The organism is Nocardia sp. NPDC055002 (assembly GCF_053608825.1).
The window spans coordinates 53,424-69,059 of the sequence record NZ_JBSGWE010000002.1; the positions used below are offsets into that span (position 1 = coordinate 53,424).

Annotated in this window: 12 protein-coding genes; 5 read left to right on the forward strand and 7 right to left on the reverse strand. The window is 64.0% G+C overall.

The window, feature by feature from the left end:
- Window positions 1-59: 59 nt before the first annotated feature.
- The 3 genes from ACWF99_RS07455 to ACWF99_RS07465 form a co-directional block, all read right to left on the reverse strand.
- Window positions 60-899 (reverse strand): class I SAM-dependent methyltransferase, encoded by an 840-nt coding sequence (locus ACWF99_RS07455; protein ID WP_452535356.1) that lies wholly within the window; start codon window positions 897-899, stop codon window positions 60-62.
- 128 nt (window positions 900-1,027) lie between these two features.
- On the reverse strand, window positions 1,028-1,705 hold the full coding sequence (locus ACWF99_RS07460) for a response regulator (protein ID WP_452535358.1): 678 nt from the start codon (window positions 1,703-1,705) through the stop codon (window positions 1,028-1,030).
- Complete coding sequence (locus tag ACWF99_RS07465) at window positions 1,702-3,477, reverse strand: ATP-binding protein (protein WP_452535359.1); 1,776 nt, start codon at window positions 3,475-3,477, stop codon at window positions 1,702-1,704. The genes ACWF99_RS07460 and ACWF99_RS07465 overlap by 4 nt, the downstream gene beginning before the upstream one ends.
- 136 nt (window positions 3,478-3,613) lie before the next feature.
- Between ACWF99_RS07465 and ACWF99_RS07470 the strand changes: the two genes are divergently transcribed.
- The 3 genes from ACWF99_RS07470 to ACWF99_RS07480 are packed head-to-tail and all read left to right on the forward strand — an operon-like array spanning window position 3,614 to window position 6,353.
- The gene (locus ACWF99_RS07470) at window positions 3,614-4,420 is read left to right on the forward strand and encodes an ABC transporter ATP-binding protein (protein ID WP_378658260.1); all 807 of its coding nucleotides are present in this window, start codon (window positions 3,614-3,616) and stop codon (window positions 4,418-4,420) included.
- Window positions 4,410-5,297, forward strand: coding sequence for an ABC transporter permease (locus ACWF99_RS07475; RefSeq protein WP_452535360.1), 888 nt, complete (start codon window positions 4,410-4,412; stop codon window positions 5,295-5,297). Before ACWF99_RS07470 ends, ACWF99_RS07475 begins: the two co-directional genes overlap by 11 nt.
- A gap of 3 nt (window positions 5,298-5,300) precedes the next feature.
- Window positions 5,301-6,353, forward strand: a complete 1,053-nt coding sequence (locus ACWF99_RS07480; RefSeq protein ID WP_452535361.1) for an ABC transporter substrate-binding protein — start codon at window positions 5,301-5,303, stop codon at window positions 6,351-6,353.
- Between the two features lie 45 nt (window positions 6,354-6,398).
- Here the strand turns inward: ACWF99_RS07480 and ACWF99_RS07485 are convergent, their stop codons facing one another.
- Genes ACWF99_RS07485 through ACWF99_RS07500 form a run of 4 tightly spaced genes read right to left on the reverse strand, consistent with a single transcriptional unit; the run spans window position 6,399 to window position 9,412 of the window.
- The gene (locus ACWF99_RS07485) at window positions 6,399-7,163 is read right to left on the reverse strand and encodes an ESX secretion-associated protein EspG (RefSeq protein WP_452535363.1); all 765 of its coding nucleotides are present in this window, start codon (window positions 7,161-7,163) and stop codon (window positions 6,399-6,401) included.
- Window positions 7,160-8,461 (reverse strand): hypothetical protein, encoded by a 1,302-nt coding sequence (locus tag ACWF99_RS07490; protein WP_452535365.1) that lies wholly within the window; start codon window positions 8,459-8,461, stop codon window positions 7,160-7,162. The genes ACWF99_RS07485 and ACWF99_RS07490 overlap by 4 nt, the downstream gene beginning before the upstream one ends.
- Window positions 8,461-8,856 (reverse strand): hypothetical protein, encoded by a 396-nt coding sequence (locus ACWF99_RS07495; RefSeq protein ID WP_452535366.1) that lies wholly within the window; start codon window positions 8,854-8,856, stop codon window positions 8,461-8,463. The genes ACWF99_RS07490 and ACWF99_RS07495 overlap by 1 nt, the downstream gene beginning before the upstream one ends.
- A gap of 25 nt (window positions 8,857-8,881) precedes the next feature.
- Window positions 8,882-9,412 carry a DUF3558 domain-containing protein gene (locus ACWF99_RS07500; protein ID WP_452535367.1) on the reverse strand — a complete coding sequence of 177 codons (531 nt, stop codon included), beginning with the start codon at window positions 9,410-9,412 and terminating at the stop codon, window positions 8,882-8,884.
- A 564-nt stretch (window positions 9,413-9,976) separates the two neighbouring features.
- Between ACWF99_RS07500 and ACWF99_RS07505 the strand changes: the two genes are divergently transcribed.
- A complete protein-coding gene (locus ACWF99_RS07505; protein WP_452535368.1) occupies window positions 9,977-10,303 on the forward strand; it encodes a type VII secretion target in 327 nt (108 codons plus the stop codon).
- Window positions 10,303-14,787, forward strand: coding sequence for an RHS repeat-associated core domain-containing protein (locus tag ACWF99_RS07510; protein WP_452535370.1), 4,485 nt, complete (start codon window positions 10,303-10,305; stop codon window positions 14,785-14,787). The genes ACWF99_RS07505 and ACWF99_RS07510 overlap by 1 nt, the downstream gene beginning before the upstream one ends.
- Window positions 14,788-15,636 lie beyond the last annotated feature (849 nt).

Here is a 15,636-nt window from a genome sequence, read left to right on the forward strand (position 1 = left end):
CCCGGGCGATCCTGCATGCCCTCGGCGAGGATGCCCGAAACTGCGCGGCTCGACGGTGTCTAGTGGCCGGGCCGCCGGGCGACGACGGCGAAATTCAACGGGATGCGCGGTGCGCCGTCGGGCAATGTCCACCCCTGCTCGCAGGGCACGAGATCGGCGAACGCGGGCCAGTCCATCGTGGGCAGCTCGGTCAGCGCCTCGATGACGAGCCCGGCTCCGAGCAGCGCTCCGACGATCTCGCCCAGGTCGTGGCGCCACTCGTGATTGGTGGTGTGCGCGATCTGCCCCTCGGATTCCTCGGTGTAGGTCCCCGAGTCCGAGTAGCTGCGAGCACCGCCACCGCCGAGATAGTCGTCGTCGATCTCCCACGGTTCGAACTGCATCGCACCCAGAATCGGATGGTCGTCGCGGATCACGAACACCCCGCCCGGCTCGAGCAGGTCATGGATCGACCGCGCCCACGCGGTGAGCTCCGGCAGCCAGACGATGGTTCCCGCGCTGGTCACGATGGTTTCGAAGCGCCGATCGAGCAGCGAGGAGGCGAACCGCGCGTCGCCTTCGACCCAGGTGATCTCGCGACCGTCGGCCGCGGCGATCCGCGCGGCGTGCCGCAGCGAGTTCGGTGACAGATCCAGTCCGTGTACCTCGATCGCGCCCAACCGCGCCCAGGACACGGTGTCGGTCCCGATGTGACACTGCAGATGCAGCAGGGATCGCCCCCGGATCCCGGATTCCGGTAGGTGCGGGGCCAGGACCGCGAGATCGTTGCGCACCACCGAGGAAATGTCGTCCGGGTCGGCCAGAAAGGCGTCGACGTCGTACATCCGCGAGCGCGCGTGCACGTCGGCCCGGTCGTCCCAATTCGCGCGGTTGGCGGCAATCGCTTCGGCTTCGAGCACGGCGTGACCTTTCGACGACGGTGTGACGGCGAGGATCAACGCTAGTTGCCGGGTAACCGCCGGGTCGACTGATTTTGTGCCGCCGGGTCTCTCGGCACGCAGCGGGTCGTCGGCGCGGGTCGCGTCGCTCAGGGCGTGCGGCGGACCGGGGAGTATTCCTGTTCGGGGCGGCCGGTGGTGCCGTAGCGGAGTTGCATGCGTAGATCGCCGGTGGTGACGAGGGCGGCGAGGTAGCGCTGGGCGGTGGCCCGCGAGATTCCGATCGCGGTGGCGACCTCACCCGCCGACATCGGGGCAGTGGCGCCGTGCACCGCCCGGAGTACGAGTTCCCTGGTGGGGGACGCGGTGGCAGAGCCCCGGTCCGGGGTGGCCGGGGTGGGCCGCAGCGCGTCGAGCGCCGCGTCGACCTCGCGTGCGCTCACCTCGGGGACGGCGAGGATTCTGCGGTAACGGGCGTAGCCGGCCAGGCGGGCGGCGAGGACGGTGTGATCGAACGGTTTCACCAGATACGCCAGCGCTCCCGCCGCCGAGGCGGCGCGGACCGTGGCCGATTCGGCGGCAGCGGTGAGCATCATGGCGTCGCAGTGCAATTCGCGCACCAGGTCGATGCCCGACCCATCCGGCAGATAGACGTCGACCAAGGCGAGATCGATGGCGCTCGTGGCGAGTGCCTGACGGGCGGCGGCAACGGTGTTGACGACCGCGCCGACGGCGAATCCGGGTAGCGCGCCGACGATTCCGGCATGCATGTTCGCCACCCGGAAGTCGTCATCGACCACGAGCACGGTGTAGTCGGGCCGGTTCACGACACTTCTCCCTCGTTGAGCACGCCGGGTAGGCGCGCGATGAACTCCGCCCCGCTCAGTTGTCCACCGGCGCCGGCGGCCGAGGCCAACCACACATCGCCACCGAGCGCCCGCGCGACCTGCCGCGACAACGCCAGCCCCACCCCGCGACCTCCGGGCACCCCGCCACCGTGTTTCGTCGAAACCCCGTCGGCGAACAGCGAATCCACCAGTTCCGGTCCGATTCCCGGACCGCTGTCGGCGACGGTGATGTGCAGCGTTGATCCCTCCTGCACCAACTCGACCTCGACGAGTGCGCGGGCCTGCGCGCCGGTCTCGTTCGCCACGGAATCATCGCGGATGCGTGCGTCGAACTCGGCGGGCCCGCCCGACCCCGTGGCGGCAGGGTCGACGACGCGCACGGCATCGATGGCATTGTCGAGCAGATTGCCCAGCACTGTCGTCACATCCACCGGCGCAACAAGTTTCGCGTCCACCCAGGTGCTCGGCCCCAGCCGCAACGACACCCCGTTCTCCCTGGCATGAGCGGCCTTGGCGGCGAGAAACGCGTGCAGATACGGATCGCGCACCGCATCGATCCCCGGCATGGCGGCACCGAGCGGCCCCGACCCGAGCAGCTCGTCGATGTACTTCGCGGCCTCGCTGGGCCGATCGCCGTGCAGCAACCCACTGAGCAGATGCAACCTGTTGGCGAACTCGTGCCGCTGCGCCCGCAACACCGTGCTCATCGACCGCACCGCGTCCAGCTGCCGGGTCAGCGACTCCACATCGGTCCGATCGCGCACATCGAGCACCGCCCCCAGCGCACGCCCCTCACGGGTGACCGTCCTGGCGGTGACCACGACGATCCGATCACCGACCGCCGCCTGCACCGGCTGCCCGTCGGCGCTGCGAAATGCCTCGAGCACGCGCGGCGTGAGACCGATCGAATCCACCGAACGTCCACTCTCCCCGTCGATTCCGAGTAGGGCGCGCGCCTCGTCATTGATCACCGTCGTGCGCCACCTGGCATCGACCGCGACCACCCCCACGCCGATCCCGTGCAGCACCACATCCTGTTCGCGCACCAATTCGGCCAGCTCGGCGGGCTGCAGGCCCAGGGTCAACCCGTGCCACCGCCGCGCCAGCAACACCGACCCCGCGATCCCCGCGAACAGCGCGCCCATCACCAGGACGGCGGCCCGGCGCAGGTCGCTCACCAGCTGATCGCTCACCGCCTCGGTAGAGATCCCGACGCTCACCTCGCCCACCACCCGATCCGAACCGGGCTCGCGCACCGGCACTTTCGCCCGCACCGAGTCGCCGAGTGTGCCGTGCTCGCGAATCACCACCTCACGCCCTGCCAATGCCTCCGAGGGATCCGTGCTCACCCGCGCACCCAGCCGCGCCGGGTCCGGATGCGCCAACCGCAATCCCGCGTCATCGGTGATCACCACGAACAGTGCCCCGGTCCGCAGCCGCGCCGCCTCGGCCGTCTGCTCCAGTTCCCCACTCGCGAGCTCCGCGCGGAGCAGCGGCCCCGGCTCCAGCGCCGCGTACCGGGCGACCTCCTCGCGCACCACCGGATCACTGGCGACGGTGCGCGCGATGGCCAGAGCCCGCTGCCCGTACTCGGCCGACAACCGCTGATCGCTCAGGTAGGCGAACACCCCGAACGCCAGCCCCAGGATCAACGCCACCAGCGCGACCTGCAGCAACACGATCTGCGTCCGTAGCCGGACACCACGGGGGAACAGCCTCACCGGCTCAGTGTAGGCACCCCCGGTGGCCATGAGCACAATGCGCACAACATCCGTATCGCCGCTTGCGCAGGTTGTGCGCACAAGCGCGCGCCCTGTGACCCACAACACTTACCGTGCGATAGCGGCCGCACATCACACCAAGGCGGCGCCGGACACAGGAGCAGCAATGAGCAATCCACTCATCGAACTCCGGGGCGCGACGAAGCGCTTTCCCGGAACCGACGGTGGCATCCACACCGCGGTGAAGAACATCGACTTCACCGTTGCCCCCGGCGAATTCGTCGCGGTGGTCGGTCCGACCGGCTGTGGCAAGTCCACCACCCTCTCGCTGGTGTCGGGCCTCGAGCCCACCTCGGCGGGGCGCACGCTGGTGCGCGGCAAGGATGTCGACGGCATCCCCGAGGGCATCGGCTACATGTTCCAGCAGGATGCCGTGCTGCCGTGGCGCAGCGTGCTCGACAATGTCGCGCTCGGCCCGCGCTTCCGTGGCGTGTCGAAGGCGCAGGCGAAGGCCAAGGCCGCCGAATGGGTGCGCATCGTCGGGCTGGCCGGGTTCGAGGACTACTACCCGCACCAGCTCTCCGGCGGCATGCGCAAGCGCGTCGCGCTGGCCCAGACCCTGGTGAACGAACCCGAGATCATGCTCATGGACGAGCCGTTCAGCGCGCTCGACGTGCAGACCCGCCAGCTCATGCAGGACGAACTGCTGCGCGTGTGGGCAGGCACCGACGCCGCGGTGATCTTCGTGACCCACGACCTCGAGGAGGCCATCGCCCTGGCCGACCGGGTCGTGGTGATGACCGCGAGCCCCGCGACCGTCTGCGGTGACTTCCGCGTCACCCTCGAACGTCCGCGCAATGTCGAAGAGGTGCGCCTCACCGAGGAGTTCCGCGACCTCTACAGGGAAATCTGGGAAACGCTGCGCGATCAGGTCGAGGCGGCTCGCACGAAGGGAGCGACCCGTGTCGCTTGAGACGATGACCAAGACAGCGGCCACCGCGCCGGAGGTCGAAGCCGAATCCGAGGAACAGATCCTCACCAGGGTCAAGGCGAAGAATCGCAAGTCGAAGCTGCGGGTGTGGGGCCTGCGGGCCGCGCTGATCGTGCTGTGGCTGGGTTCGTGGGAGCTGGTCGCCAGCGTCTGGATCGACCCGTTCTTCTACTCCAAGCCCTCCTTGATCTGGGATCGGCTGGTCGAATGGTTCACCGAGGGAACGCAGTTCGGGTCGATCTGGCTGCAGATCTTCACGACTGTGCAGGAAGCCGTGCTCGGTTTCGTGATCGGCACCGTCGCCGGCGTCGTGCTGGGCACCCTGCTCGGTCGCAGCCGCTACTGGGCCGACGTGCTCGCCCCGTTCATCAAGGCGCTCAACGCCGTGCCCCGCATCGTGCTGGCCTCGCTGTTCATCATCTGGTTCGGCTTGGGTCTGAGTTCCAAGGTCGCGACCGTGGTGGTGCTGGTGTTCTTCGCCGTGTTCTTCAACGCCTTCACCGGCGCGAGGGAAGTCGACGGCAATGTCATCAACAATGCCCACATCCTGGGTGCGAGTAAGCGGCAGATCCTCGGCTCCATCGTGCTGCCCAGCGCCACGACCTGGATCCTGTCCAGCCTGCACACCGCCTTCGGGTTCGCGCTGATCGGCGCGGTTGTCGGTGAATATGCCGGTGCCAGTAAAGGTTTGGGCCTGCTGATCTCCAACGCCCAGGGCACCTTCGACGCGGCAGGTATCTACGCGGGCATGATCATCATCACCGTGGTCGCCCTGATCGCGGAATCGCTCATCGGCTTCGCGGAAGGGCGCCTGCTGAAATGGCGTCCCTCGCAGGCGCAGTCGGGTCACGGGGTGTAGACGATGAGATACCGCAAGCCCTTCGCCCTGGCTCTGCTCGCGATCAGTTCGCTGCTGCTGGCCACCGGATGCCGCGATTCGCGGTCCATCCCGATGGCCGACGGCAGACCCCAGATCACCATCATGGTCGGCGGTCTGGAGAAGGTGATCTACCTGCCCGCGATGCTCGCCCAGCAGCTCGGCGCGTTCGAGGCCAACGACATCGACGTGAAGCTGCTCGGCGAACAGTCCGGGGCCAGCGCAGAAACCGCGTTGCTCACCGGTGACGTCCAGGCCGTGGTCGGCTTCTACGACCACACCATCGACCTCCAGGCCAAGGACCAGTGCCTACAGACAGTGGTCCAATTCGCCGACGTGCCAGGCGAAGTCGAACTGGTCTCCACCGCCGACGCCGACACCATCCGCTCGCCCGCCGACTTCCGCGGCCGCAACCTCGGCGTCACCTCGCTCGGCTCGTCGACCGACTTCCTCACCCAGGCGCTGGCCGGCCAGGAGGGCCTGAGCACCTCCGACTACACAAGGGTGAAAGTCGGTGCGGGACAGACCTTCATCGCGGGCATGAACCACGACGGCATCGACGCGGGCATGACCACCGACCCCACCGTGGCGAAAATGGTCCAGTCCGGTGACGCGAAGATCCTCACCGACATGCGCAACGAGGAAGGCACCCGCGCCGCACTCGGCGGCCTGTATCCCGCCTCCTCGCTGTACATGAAGTGCGACACCGTCTCCGCCCACCCGGAGATCGTCCAGAAACTGGCCAACGCCTTCGTTCAGACCCTGCGATGGATCGACACCCACAACCCCGATGAGATCGCCGCGAAGATGCCGTCCCAATACGCGGGCAGCGACCCGGCCCTCTACGCGAAATCCATTCGCGACTCGATCGGTATGTTCAACGGCGACGGCCTGATGAAATCCGAAGGCGCCCAGAACGTCCTCCGCATCCTGGGCCGATACTCCCGCAACGTGGCCCCCGTCCGGGACCGCATCGACCTCGAAGCCACCTACACCAACCAATTCGTCGAACAAGCGCACCGAACTCCGGCCCAGTAGCACCATCGACCCCTGCCGCGACTCATGGCAGGGGTCGATGCGTGTCTATCGGTAGGCGGGCTCGTTGTCTTCGCGATAGATCGCGATGGCCGATTTCATCAACCGCACCAACGACCCTCGTGCATCGCCGGTATCACCCGGTCGCGCCTCGATCACCGAGCCTCGTTCGGTGACCAGGTAGCGCCCATCCGGGAAATCCATCACATGGAAGCCCTGTCCGGGTTGTGGCCGGTTGTCCGTCGCGGCGCCCGGATAGCCCGCCACGTATACCAGCGTCGACCGGGGCCGCCCGAAGAAATCATCCGCCTTCTGCTGCGGCGTGCGCCGGTCGGCCGCCCACGGATCGTAGGGCGCTTCCTCGTCGAAGTCGTTGCTGTTCATCGAGAACACGTCCCCGCCTGCCGCCCCCGTCTTCGGCAGCCGGGCAAGGAGCTTGTCGGGCAGCTGTTCGAGCTCGAGCATGCTCATCCGGATGTCACCGCCCTCGTGGTCGAGCGGCACCCGCTGCTGTTCCACCAGCACCGCCTGCTGCCCTCGCACCGCCGCGAACGACCGCAACTTCTCCCCGTCGCCGTACCCTGCGAGCTCGAATCGCGCTTCCGGCTCGAGCAGAATTTGCAGCGCCGCGTTCAGCGAGTGGTCGAACATCGGCAGAATCCGCTGGGCCTCGTCCTGCCACAGCCGGTCGTAGTCGTCCACGGTCACCGCGTCCGCCTGCGTCTGCAGCGGATAGGGGAGCACATCGCGATCCGCCGCACGCCACAGCACCGTGAATCCGAGCGCACTGAACTGCCACTGTCCCCGGCTCATGCGCCGATCACCGGCGGCACCGTCTTGGCCCGCTGATCCTCACTGAGCCCCGTGAGTTCTTCACCGTTCTCCTGATTGATCAGATAGTCCTTCGTCCCGGATTCCTTCTCGTCATCGCCCTTCCCGCCCTTCCCGCCACCGGCACCCATACCGCCCATGCCCGACATCCCGCGGCCCGAACCGGCGGAACCCGCGCCTCCCGCACCGGCACCGCCCTTTCCCGCAGCGGCGCCACCCGGTGTGCCCGGAACGGCCGCTCCCGGAACGCCGGAACCCGGTGTCCCAGCACCGGGCGAACCGCCACCCGGAGAGCCACCGGTCCCCATCGGTGTCGTCGACGCGGGGGTGGTGCCTGTCGGCGTGGTCGGCACGGTGGACTGCGGTGTCGTCGCCGCAGGCTCCGTGCTCGACGGTGTGGTGTCGTCCCCGGTGTCGTCGTCGGACGGGTCCTCCGTCGTCGGCGTCTCGGTGGTCGGCTGTTCGGTCGTGGGCTGTTCGGTGGTGGGTTGTTGTGTGGTGGGCTGTTGCGTGGTCGGCTTCGTGCCCTCGGTGTCGCCCTTGCTGCCGTCGTCGTCGCCAGGCTTCGAGCCGGTGTCCAAGGGGTTGTACGGCTGGGGGACGAGTGGAACGTCGGTGTCCGCGATCTTGATCGCCTCGTAATAGATTCCCTTGACCACCTCCGCCCCTTCGGATTTCGCGGTATCGGCGTTATGGCTGTCCATCTTCCAGGTGGGTCCGGGGATGTAGCTCGCGATCCCGCTGAGCGTGGAGCCTTCGTGCGGCTGAACCCGATCCTTGGCGATCTGCATCGCCGACTCGACCACCTTCACCTTCTCAGCCATCATCTGCGCCGACGCCAGCAGGTTTCCCGACTTCTCGACGTAGTCCTTGATGCCCGCACCGGCGCTGGCTCCCGCGTTACCGGTCCACTTCTCCCCGATCGCTTTCCCGATTTCGGCGTCGTAGGTCTTGAAACCCTGTTCGAGCTTGTTACGCAGGGTCTCCCAGCGGGTGTGCAGCGTGTTGACATCGGTCATCGACATCGCGGAGACCCGCTCGTACAGATCCGACATCTGACTCGGTTCGTCATACGAGACGACCTGCGGTTTCTGGTAGGCGCCGTCGAATTCGTTTTTCAACTCCGCCAACCGATTCCGTGCGATATGCGCATCGGGGCTCTCGTCCGTCGAACGGGTCGGCTTGCTGCCGTCGGCGTAGTCCTTCAACGAGAGGTATGTGCTACCTCCCGGAATGGAGTTGACGACCGCCCTGCCGACCACATTGTCCAAGAATGACATTATTGACCACCATTGGGAAGGTTGGCGCCCTGTGTAGTCAGCGCTTGCGCTTGGGCTACTTGCTGGTCTTGGTACTTGTTCACCGAGATCTCGATGGTGTCGCGGATGAGCTCGAGAACCGCGATATGTTCCTCGAAGGCGGTGTTGAAATCTCGTTCTCCACCAATGGCTTTCATGCCGAGCATCTTGGCGAGTTCGTCGGCGGCAGTGAACCGTCCGAGGCCGGTGACCGTCGATAGCGGTTGCAGGTCGCTCTTGAGCCGGATGAACAGCGCTATCTGATTGTTGCTCGCATCGCGGCAGCTTGTCGCAACCGAGGGATCCAGGTAGAGGCGACCAGCTTTTGCCTCCTCGTTCAGGTATTGCCAGCGGGACTTCTCATCAGTTGGAGCCATCGCACCCCCTATTCTTCTAGATGGTTCACTTCGGGAACAGTGGAACAATCGCTTCGGCAATGGGATCGAGACGCTCGCAGGGCGGCATCGACTTCGACTTCGTACTGATATTCAGCAGGTCGATTTGTGCGAGCCCGGTTTCGGTCGGGAATGCGATGGAGCATTCCTCGTTCGCGTCGTTATGGGTTTGCCGGTACTGCACGCCGCTGCGTCCCGCGACGACGACATCAGTAAATGCGATATTTGTAGGCTTTTCTCGCACTTCTTTGACAGTGTGGATCGTCGAATACACATGGATGCCGTAATTCGGAGGGAAGTCGGCATCTTCCCACCCGCAGATCTTCCACCCTGGTTCTTCTGCCCCGAGAATCCCCGACCGCTCGGATGCCACATCCAACCCAAGGCTCGTAAGTATCGAGTCGGGGATCTGCGTGCACGGATCCCACAATGCAGCGGTAGCCGCAGCTTGATCCGTGGTCGCACTCGGTTGCGCGTTCCCACTCTCAGTGGAAGAACACCCCGCCACCGCAAGCACCCCACACAGCACCGCGCTCACCAACACAGACCGTCGCCGCACGAGCATCCTCCGTCTTCCCCGATCACCGAGCCACACCGTCCGGCCGAGCCCGCACCAACCCACGGCCGCCCGCATGCTCCCCGCACCCGGCCACCCCGTCGTTCCGCACAGCCTACGACACCACCCCACCCGATTGACCTCACCGCCCCCGCCCATGAAACCTCCGCAACTCCACCGAGTTCCGCCGCGCGAGAGTGCTGCCAACCTTTGACAACAACCCACGGCGACGCCCGACGGTGGCGAGTCACGAGGTCGAACACTGATCCTCACCGCCCCACCGCATCAACACTCAATCGGCCACTGAGATGGCACTCCTTCACACCCTTAGACGCACCGAAGCCCCTTCCGGTTCCATCGATTTCACCGCACGTACCAACCCTCTCGTATCCGCTACGCTCGGCGATTGGCACTGCGTGCCGCAGGTCTGACATACCGGTACTTCCGGTGGTTGTGACCTGTTCGATCAGGTTCGACACCGCAGGTCGCGGGCAGGGTGTGCCCGCCGACCTGGGGTGGCATCACACGAGGGGCGGGGCACTAAATATGACCAGTGCAGGCGGGGAACTCAGCATCTCCCCGGACAAGATCAAAACCCACGCCACCAACGTGACCTCGGCTGGTTCGGGGTTGACTGAAGCGCTCGAAGCAGCCCAAGCGGTCTCGGCCCCCTCGGACGCGTTCGGCAAGCTGTGTGCCTTCCTCGGCCCCCTGTTCGTCGATTCGGTCGAGACCGATGGCATCGAGGCGATCCAGGCCGCGATCGATGCCTTCGGTGACACCAGCTCGAACCTGACCGCGGTCGCGGACGCGTTCACGACCCGCGACACCACCAACGCCGCAGCACTCAAGACCCAAGAGTCCGGTCTGTAATGGCCGCCAACCCGCTCATCGCTGCGAAGGAAGACACCACCGACTGGTCCACCGGCATCAGCCTGGTCAGCTCGGTCACCGATCTGTCCGATGCGATCTCGGGTGGTTCCTGGATCGAGGTGGGTCTCGGTGTCGTCGGTCTCGGTGCCGAGGCAGTCTCCCTCGTCGTCGACCCCCTCGGGACGTTGGCCGGTTACGGCGTCGGCTGGCTCATCGAACACTGCCAGCCATTGCAAGACGCCCTGGATTGGATCGCCGGTGACCCCGCGCAGATCGAGGCCTACGCCAAAACCTGGGACAACGTCGCCGCCCGCATCAGCGAAGTGGCCACTGCCCAGAACGCTGCGGTCACTGCCGATGTCGCGGACTGGACCGGTCAAACCGCCACCGCCTACAAATCCGCGGCGTCGAACACCACGAACCTGCTGACCGCGGCCAACACCGCCGCGACCGCGGCAGCTTCGGCGATTCGCATGGCCGGGGGGATCGTCGCCGCGGTCCGCGAGACCGTGCGTGACCTGGTCGCCCAAACCGTCGGTCGCCTTGCGGTGTGGGCGGCGGAGTTGGTGTTCTCGGTCGGTTTGGCGACTCCGTTGGTCGCGGTCCAGGCCACCGCGTACATTGCGAAGACTGTCGCGACGATTTCGAAGTTGTTTTCGAAGTTGGCCAAGACGATGTCGAAGCTGAAGCCGTTGCTCAAGCAGTTGAAGTCGGCGTTCGGTGATATCGCGAAGGCGTTCAAGAAGACCCCGTCGAAGACCTCGAAGAACGCCGACACCACCACTACCAGTCCCGCGGCCGCGAAGAACACCGATACCTCGACAACACCGGCGACTACGAAACAGCCTGACACGCCCACGAATCCGGCCAGCACACCCGACACACCGTCCAAAACGACCGACAGTCCCGACACCCCGGGTAGCACGAAACCCGCGAACACTCCGAGCGATACCAGCAAGCTTCCCGACCAGACCGATTCGCAGAAACCCGACCTCAACAAGACCGCGAAACAAACCACCGACTGCGGTGACCCGGTCGACGTCGCGACCGGCGAATTCCTGCTCCCCGCAACCGATATCGAACTCTCCGGCGTCCTGGCACTGGTGTTGACCCGACGGCACCGCTCGTCGTATCGCTTCGGCCGATGGTTCGGACCTTCCTGGGCCGCGACACTGGACATGCGCGTCGAAGTCGACCAGGTCGGAGTCCGCTTCGTCGGACCCGACGGTGAGCTGTGGCAGTTCCCCCACACCGCCCCCGACGTTCCCGTTCACCCGGTCCACCAGGGCATCCGCGCAACCATGACCCGCACCGAATCAGGCGGATACTCAGTCCACGACCCAGAACGCGAACTCACCTGGAGCTTCCAGCCCAACGCCGCGTCAGCCGTGTCGGAAAACCCGCTCGGCAACTATCCGATCACCCAGATCACCGACCGCCACCACAACCGAATTACTTTCCACTACAGCAACACCGGCCATCCGGTCGAAGTGACTCACTCCGGTGGGTATCGCGTCCGGATCGACACCGCCGACGACCGCGTCACCGCCTTGACAGTGCTCGGTACCACCCCCACCGGCGAAGTGCTCGAAACCACTGTTCGTGAATTCGGCTACACAGCAGGTGATCTCGCGTCTGTCACCAATGGTGTCGCCGCGACCACGACCTTCCGCTACGACGATCAACACCGCATGCTGTCGTGGCGCGACTCCCGCGGCACAGAAATGCACAACACCTACGACAGATCCGGGCGGGTCATCAAACAGGTCGGCACCGACGGCATCCTGTCCGCGACTTTCACCTATGAACCCCTTCCAGACTTCCGGCGGTCGCGCACCCATCACACGAACTCCCTCGGGGACACCACCACCTTCGAGTTCGACGAAGACCTCTGCTTGCGCAACCTGATCGACCCGCGCGGTGCGACATCGATCACCGACTACAACGAGTATCGCCAGCCCGTCCGCCACGTGGACGCCTACGCGAACACCACCACTTACCTCTACAACCCCGATGGCGACCTGGTCCTACTCCGACGCCCCGATCAACAGACCATCACCATCACCTACGCCGCGCCCCACCGCCCGGCCGCGATCGTCGATGTCGATGGCACTACCAACACTCGCACATACGACGAGCACGGCAACCTCACCAGCATCACCGATGCCGACGGTGTCAGCACGGCCTACACACACCATTCGTGTGGTGCGCCGGCTTCGATCACGCTCTCGACGGGCGCCACTACTGGCATTGATGTCGATGCCGCCGGGCTACCGATCCGGATCGTCGAACCCACCAACGCGATAACCATCGTCGAGCGCGATACATTCGGCCGACCCATCCAGATCACCGACCCTTTCGGCAACACCAGCACCCATCACTACTCGGTTGAGGGAAAGCTGCTCGCCCTCATCGATACCGACGGCGCGACTCAGTCCTGGACGTACGACGGCGAAGCAAACCTGCTCACCCACACGAACCAGATCGGTGCACTCACCCGCTATACGTACGGCACCTTCGACTCAATCAACACCCGCGAAACCGCCGATGGCGCGATGACCGTGTATACCCACGACACTGAACGCCGTCTCACCTCGATAACTAATCCACTCGGTGACACCTGGACCTACGAATACGACGCCATCGGCAACGTCTGCACCGAAACCGATTACAACGGCTCGGTCACCCACACCGACTACGACCTGCTCAACCGGCCTACCACCATCACCACACCCACCGGTGTCCAACGTCGCCTCACCTACGACGTCCTTGGTCGATTCATCGGTGTCAGCACCGACACCGGCGAATGGATCAGCAACACCTATACCCCGACCGGGCAACTAGCGACAGCCCGAAATGGCCACTACGCCAACATCATCCATTCGGTTGCGTTCGCCCACACCCCTGCCGGCCGGACGCTGACCCAGCACGTCGATGGGCGCATCAGCGCCTACGACTACGACCGTCACGGCGGTCGCATCGGGCAATCGGGTCCCGGTGGCGCTGTCACCAGCTACGAACGCACTCCGACAGGACAGATCACCGCCCTCACCGCTAACGGCCACCGCTTCGACTTCACCTACGACCGGGTCGGACGCCAAAACAGCTGGCACAGTAGCGGTGTCGGGCAGCACAACTCTTTCAGCTCCACCGGCCACACCCTGCGCCGCGAACTTGTACAGCTCGATCCACGCACCAGCGCACCGATCCAACTGCTCGAACGCGACGAGTATGCGTGGCGTCCAGACGGTTACATCACCAGTCATTCCACCACAACAACCAGCACGAGCCGCCGTCGCGACTACACCCTCGATCTCATAGGTCGAATTACCAAGATCACTACACCGAGCGTCGGTGTAGCCGAGCAGTACACCTATGACGCGCTCTCGAATCTGATCAGCGCCGACGTCCCCGCATTGTCGGCGCCAACTGATCCGATCAGGACCGATCCCAACCCACCTGAACCCGCGATCGATCCGCGCTTCGAGTACCGCAAGAACCTCCTCATTCGCGCCGGTCGCACCCGCTACCACTACGACACTGCCGGGCGCCTCATCCGCAAAGAGCGGACTCGGATCTCCCGCAAACCCTCGATCTGGCACTACCGCTATAACGCATTCGATCAACTCGTCGAAGTCACTACCCCGGACGGCGATACCTGGTCGTACAGTTACGACGCCTTCGGCCGTCGTACCAGCAAACAACACCTCGCAAGCGGAACCCGCACCGATTTCACCTGGGACGGCGTTCATCTCACCGAGCAATCCACAACCTCCCCCTCCGGCACCAGTACCTACACCTGGACCTACCACCCCACCAGCCATATCCCACTCACGCAATCGACCGATGACCAATTCTGGGCGATCGTCACCAACCTGGAAGGCAGCCCGACCCATCTTGTTGACCCCGCCACTGGCGAAATTGCCTCAACGGCCGTCACTACTCTCTGGGGGAACACCAGATGGACAGGCGCTGACACACCCCACCGATTCCAAGGTCAACAATACGACCTTGAAACTGGAGTCCATTACAACCTTTTTCGGATTTATGATCCGGACACGGGTCGTTTTACCACACAGGATCCGCTGGGATTGGCCCCTGCCCAGAATCCGAACACCTATCCTCATAATCCGACTACGTGGACCGACCCGCTAGGTTTGGTACCTTGCCCCAAGATTACAGATGGAGGACTCAAACACTCGTTCACCAGGCATGCTCATGAATGGTTCGGTCGTGAGGATCATATGAACCCTACGGACACGGAGCGTTACGACGAGTGGCGGTCTATGATCGAGCAGGCAATGCGAAACAAGAGCCCGTTCGAGTGGAGTACCGGAAACACTGATACTCATGGATATCTTACAAAGATTGACGGAAAATATTTCGTGGCGCAATTCAACCGAGCGAATGGAGAGCTGGTGACGGCATTTCGTCCAAGTTCTGGTCAGGTGGCAGCTATGGGAAGACTGATGGGTTGGAGTTGATGTGACAATTTCGAGAAAACAGCCCTCTGCGCCGTTTGTCACGGTAACAATTTACTCGACCGAATTCGGACGAGGCGCGTTTGACGCTACAAAGGGGATCCTTGGCAGAATTGGGTCTTCTACCGGTATTGTTTCAGCGGTTTCGATTGAGGATGGTTCGATCGGGGAACTATTAGATGTGTCTAATAGTAGTGGCGGGACCGTTGAATCGGTAGCGGACTCCAGAATTGTTGGTGAGCTATTCCAGATTCCACGAATGGGACCTGCGTATTGCGAGTACGCGCGTCGATGGTCGGACCGTGATAGGTATCCTATCGCAGTCAACATGTCAGCTGAGGAGCTCGGCATGCCAATCGAGTACCTCGACAAGAAACAGATCGCGCTCGCGAATAAGCGACAGGAATTTGCGAGGAAGCTTCTTCGTCGCATGTCCGGCATTGCTGGTGTGCTGTACGGTTCTATAGACATAGAGCAGGCAGTTCCGACGCCATCTGCGCTGGGCTCTATTCCGTTACCTCTCGACCTCTATCTTTCAAATGATCTTTTGGACTCGCAGTTTTCGGAGAGGTTGGCCTCTCTTTATGAGGCAGTGGGGGGTGCGGTTACTCCCTGGGAGGATGGTACTTTCTACTCCCCATTTAGTTCTGTGCGATTTCGTGATCCGATAGGCAGGCGAAATGTTGCTAGCCTCGCAGAATCGGTTACTCCTATTGTTGCGACTGCCGTCCATCGGTGGTTACGACGGGATTGAAGATGTTCTAGGGCTAGGGGGATCTCTGGTCCGGACCTTCGACAATATTCGACGGTTCTGCGACATCCTCGGCTGACACGAAGATCCCGATGCGGGTC

What these genes read in the sequence shown, in the direction of transcription:
- ACWF99_RS07490 (WP_452535365.1), bottom strand. Translation starts at nt 8,461, where the DNA reads ATGTCATTCTTGGACAATGTGGTCGGCAGGGCGGTCGTCAACTCCATT.
- ACWF99_RS07465 (WP_452535359.1), bottom strand. Translation starts at nt 3,477, where the DNA reads ATGGCCACCGGGGGTGCCTACACTGAGCCGGTGAGGCTGTTCCCCCGT.
- ACWF99_RS07510 (WP_452535370.1), top strand. Translation starts at nt 10,303, where the DNA reads ATGGCCGCCAACCCGCTCATCGCTGCGAAGGAAGACACCACCGACTGG.
- ACWF99_RS07470 (WP_378658260.1), top strand. Translation starts at nt 3,614, where the DNA reads ATGAGCAATCCACTCATCGAACTCCGGGGCGCGACGAAGCGCTTTCCC.
- ACWF99_RS07485 (WP_452535363.1), bottom strand. Translation starts at nt 7,163, where the DNA reads ATGAGCCGGGGACAGTGGCAGTTCAGTGCGCTCGGATTCACGGTGCTG.
- ACWF99_RS07480 (WP_452535361.1), top strand. Translation starts at nt 5,301, where the DNA reads ATGAGATACCGCAAGCCCTTCGCCCTGGCTCTGCTCGCGATCAGTTCG.
- ACWF99_RS07505 (WP_452535368.1), top strand. Translation starts at nt 9,977, where the DNA reads ATGACCAGTGCAGGCGGGGAACTCAGCATCTCCCCGGACAAGATCAAA.
- ACWF99_RS07495 (WP_452535366.1), bottom strand. Translation starts at nt 8,856, where the DNA reads ATGGCTCCAACTGATGAGAAGTCCCGCTGGCAATACCTGAACGAGGAG.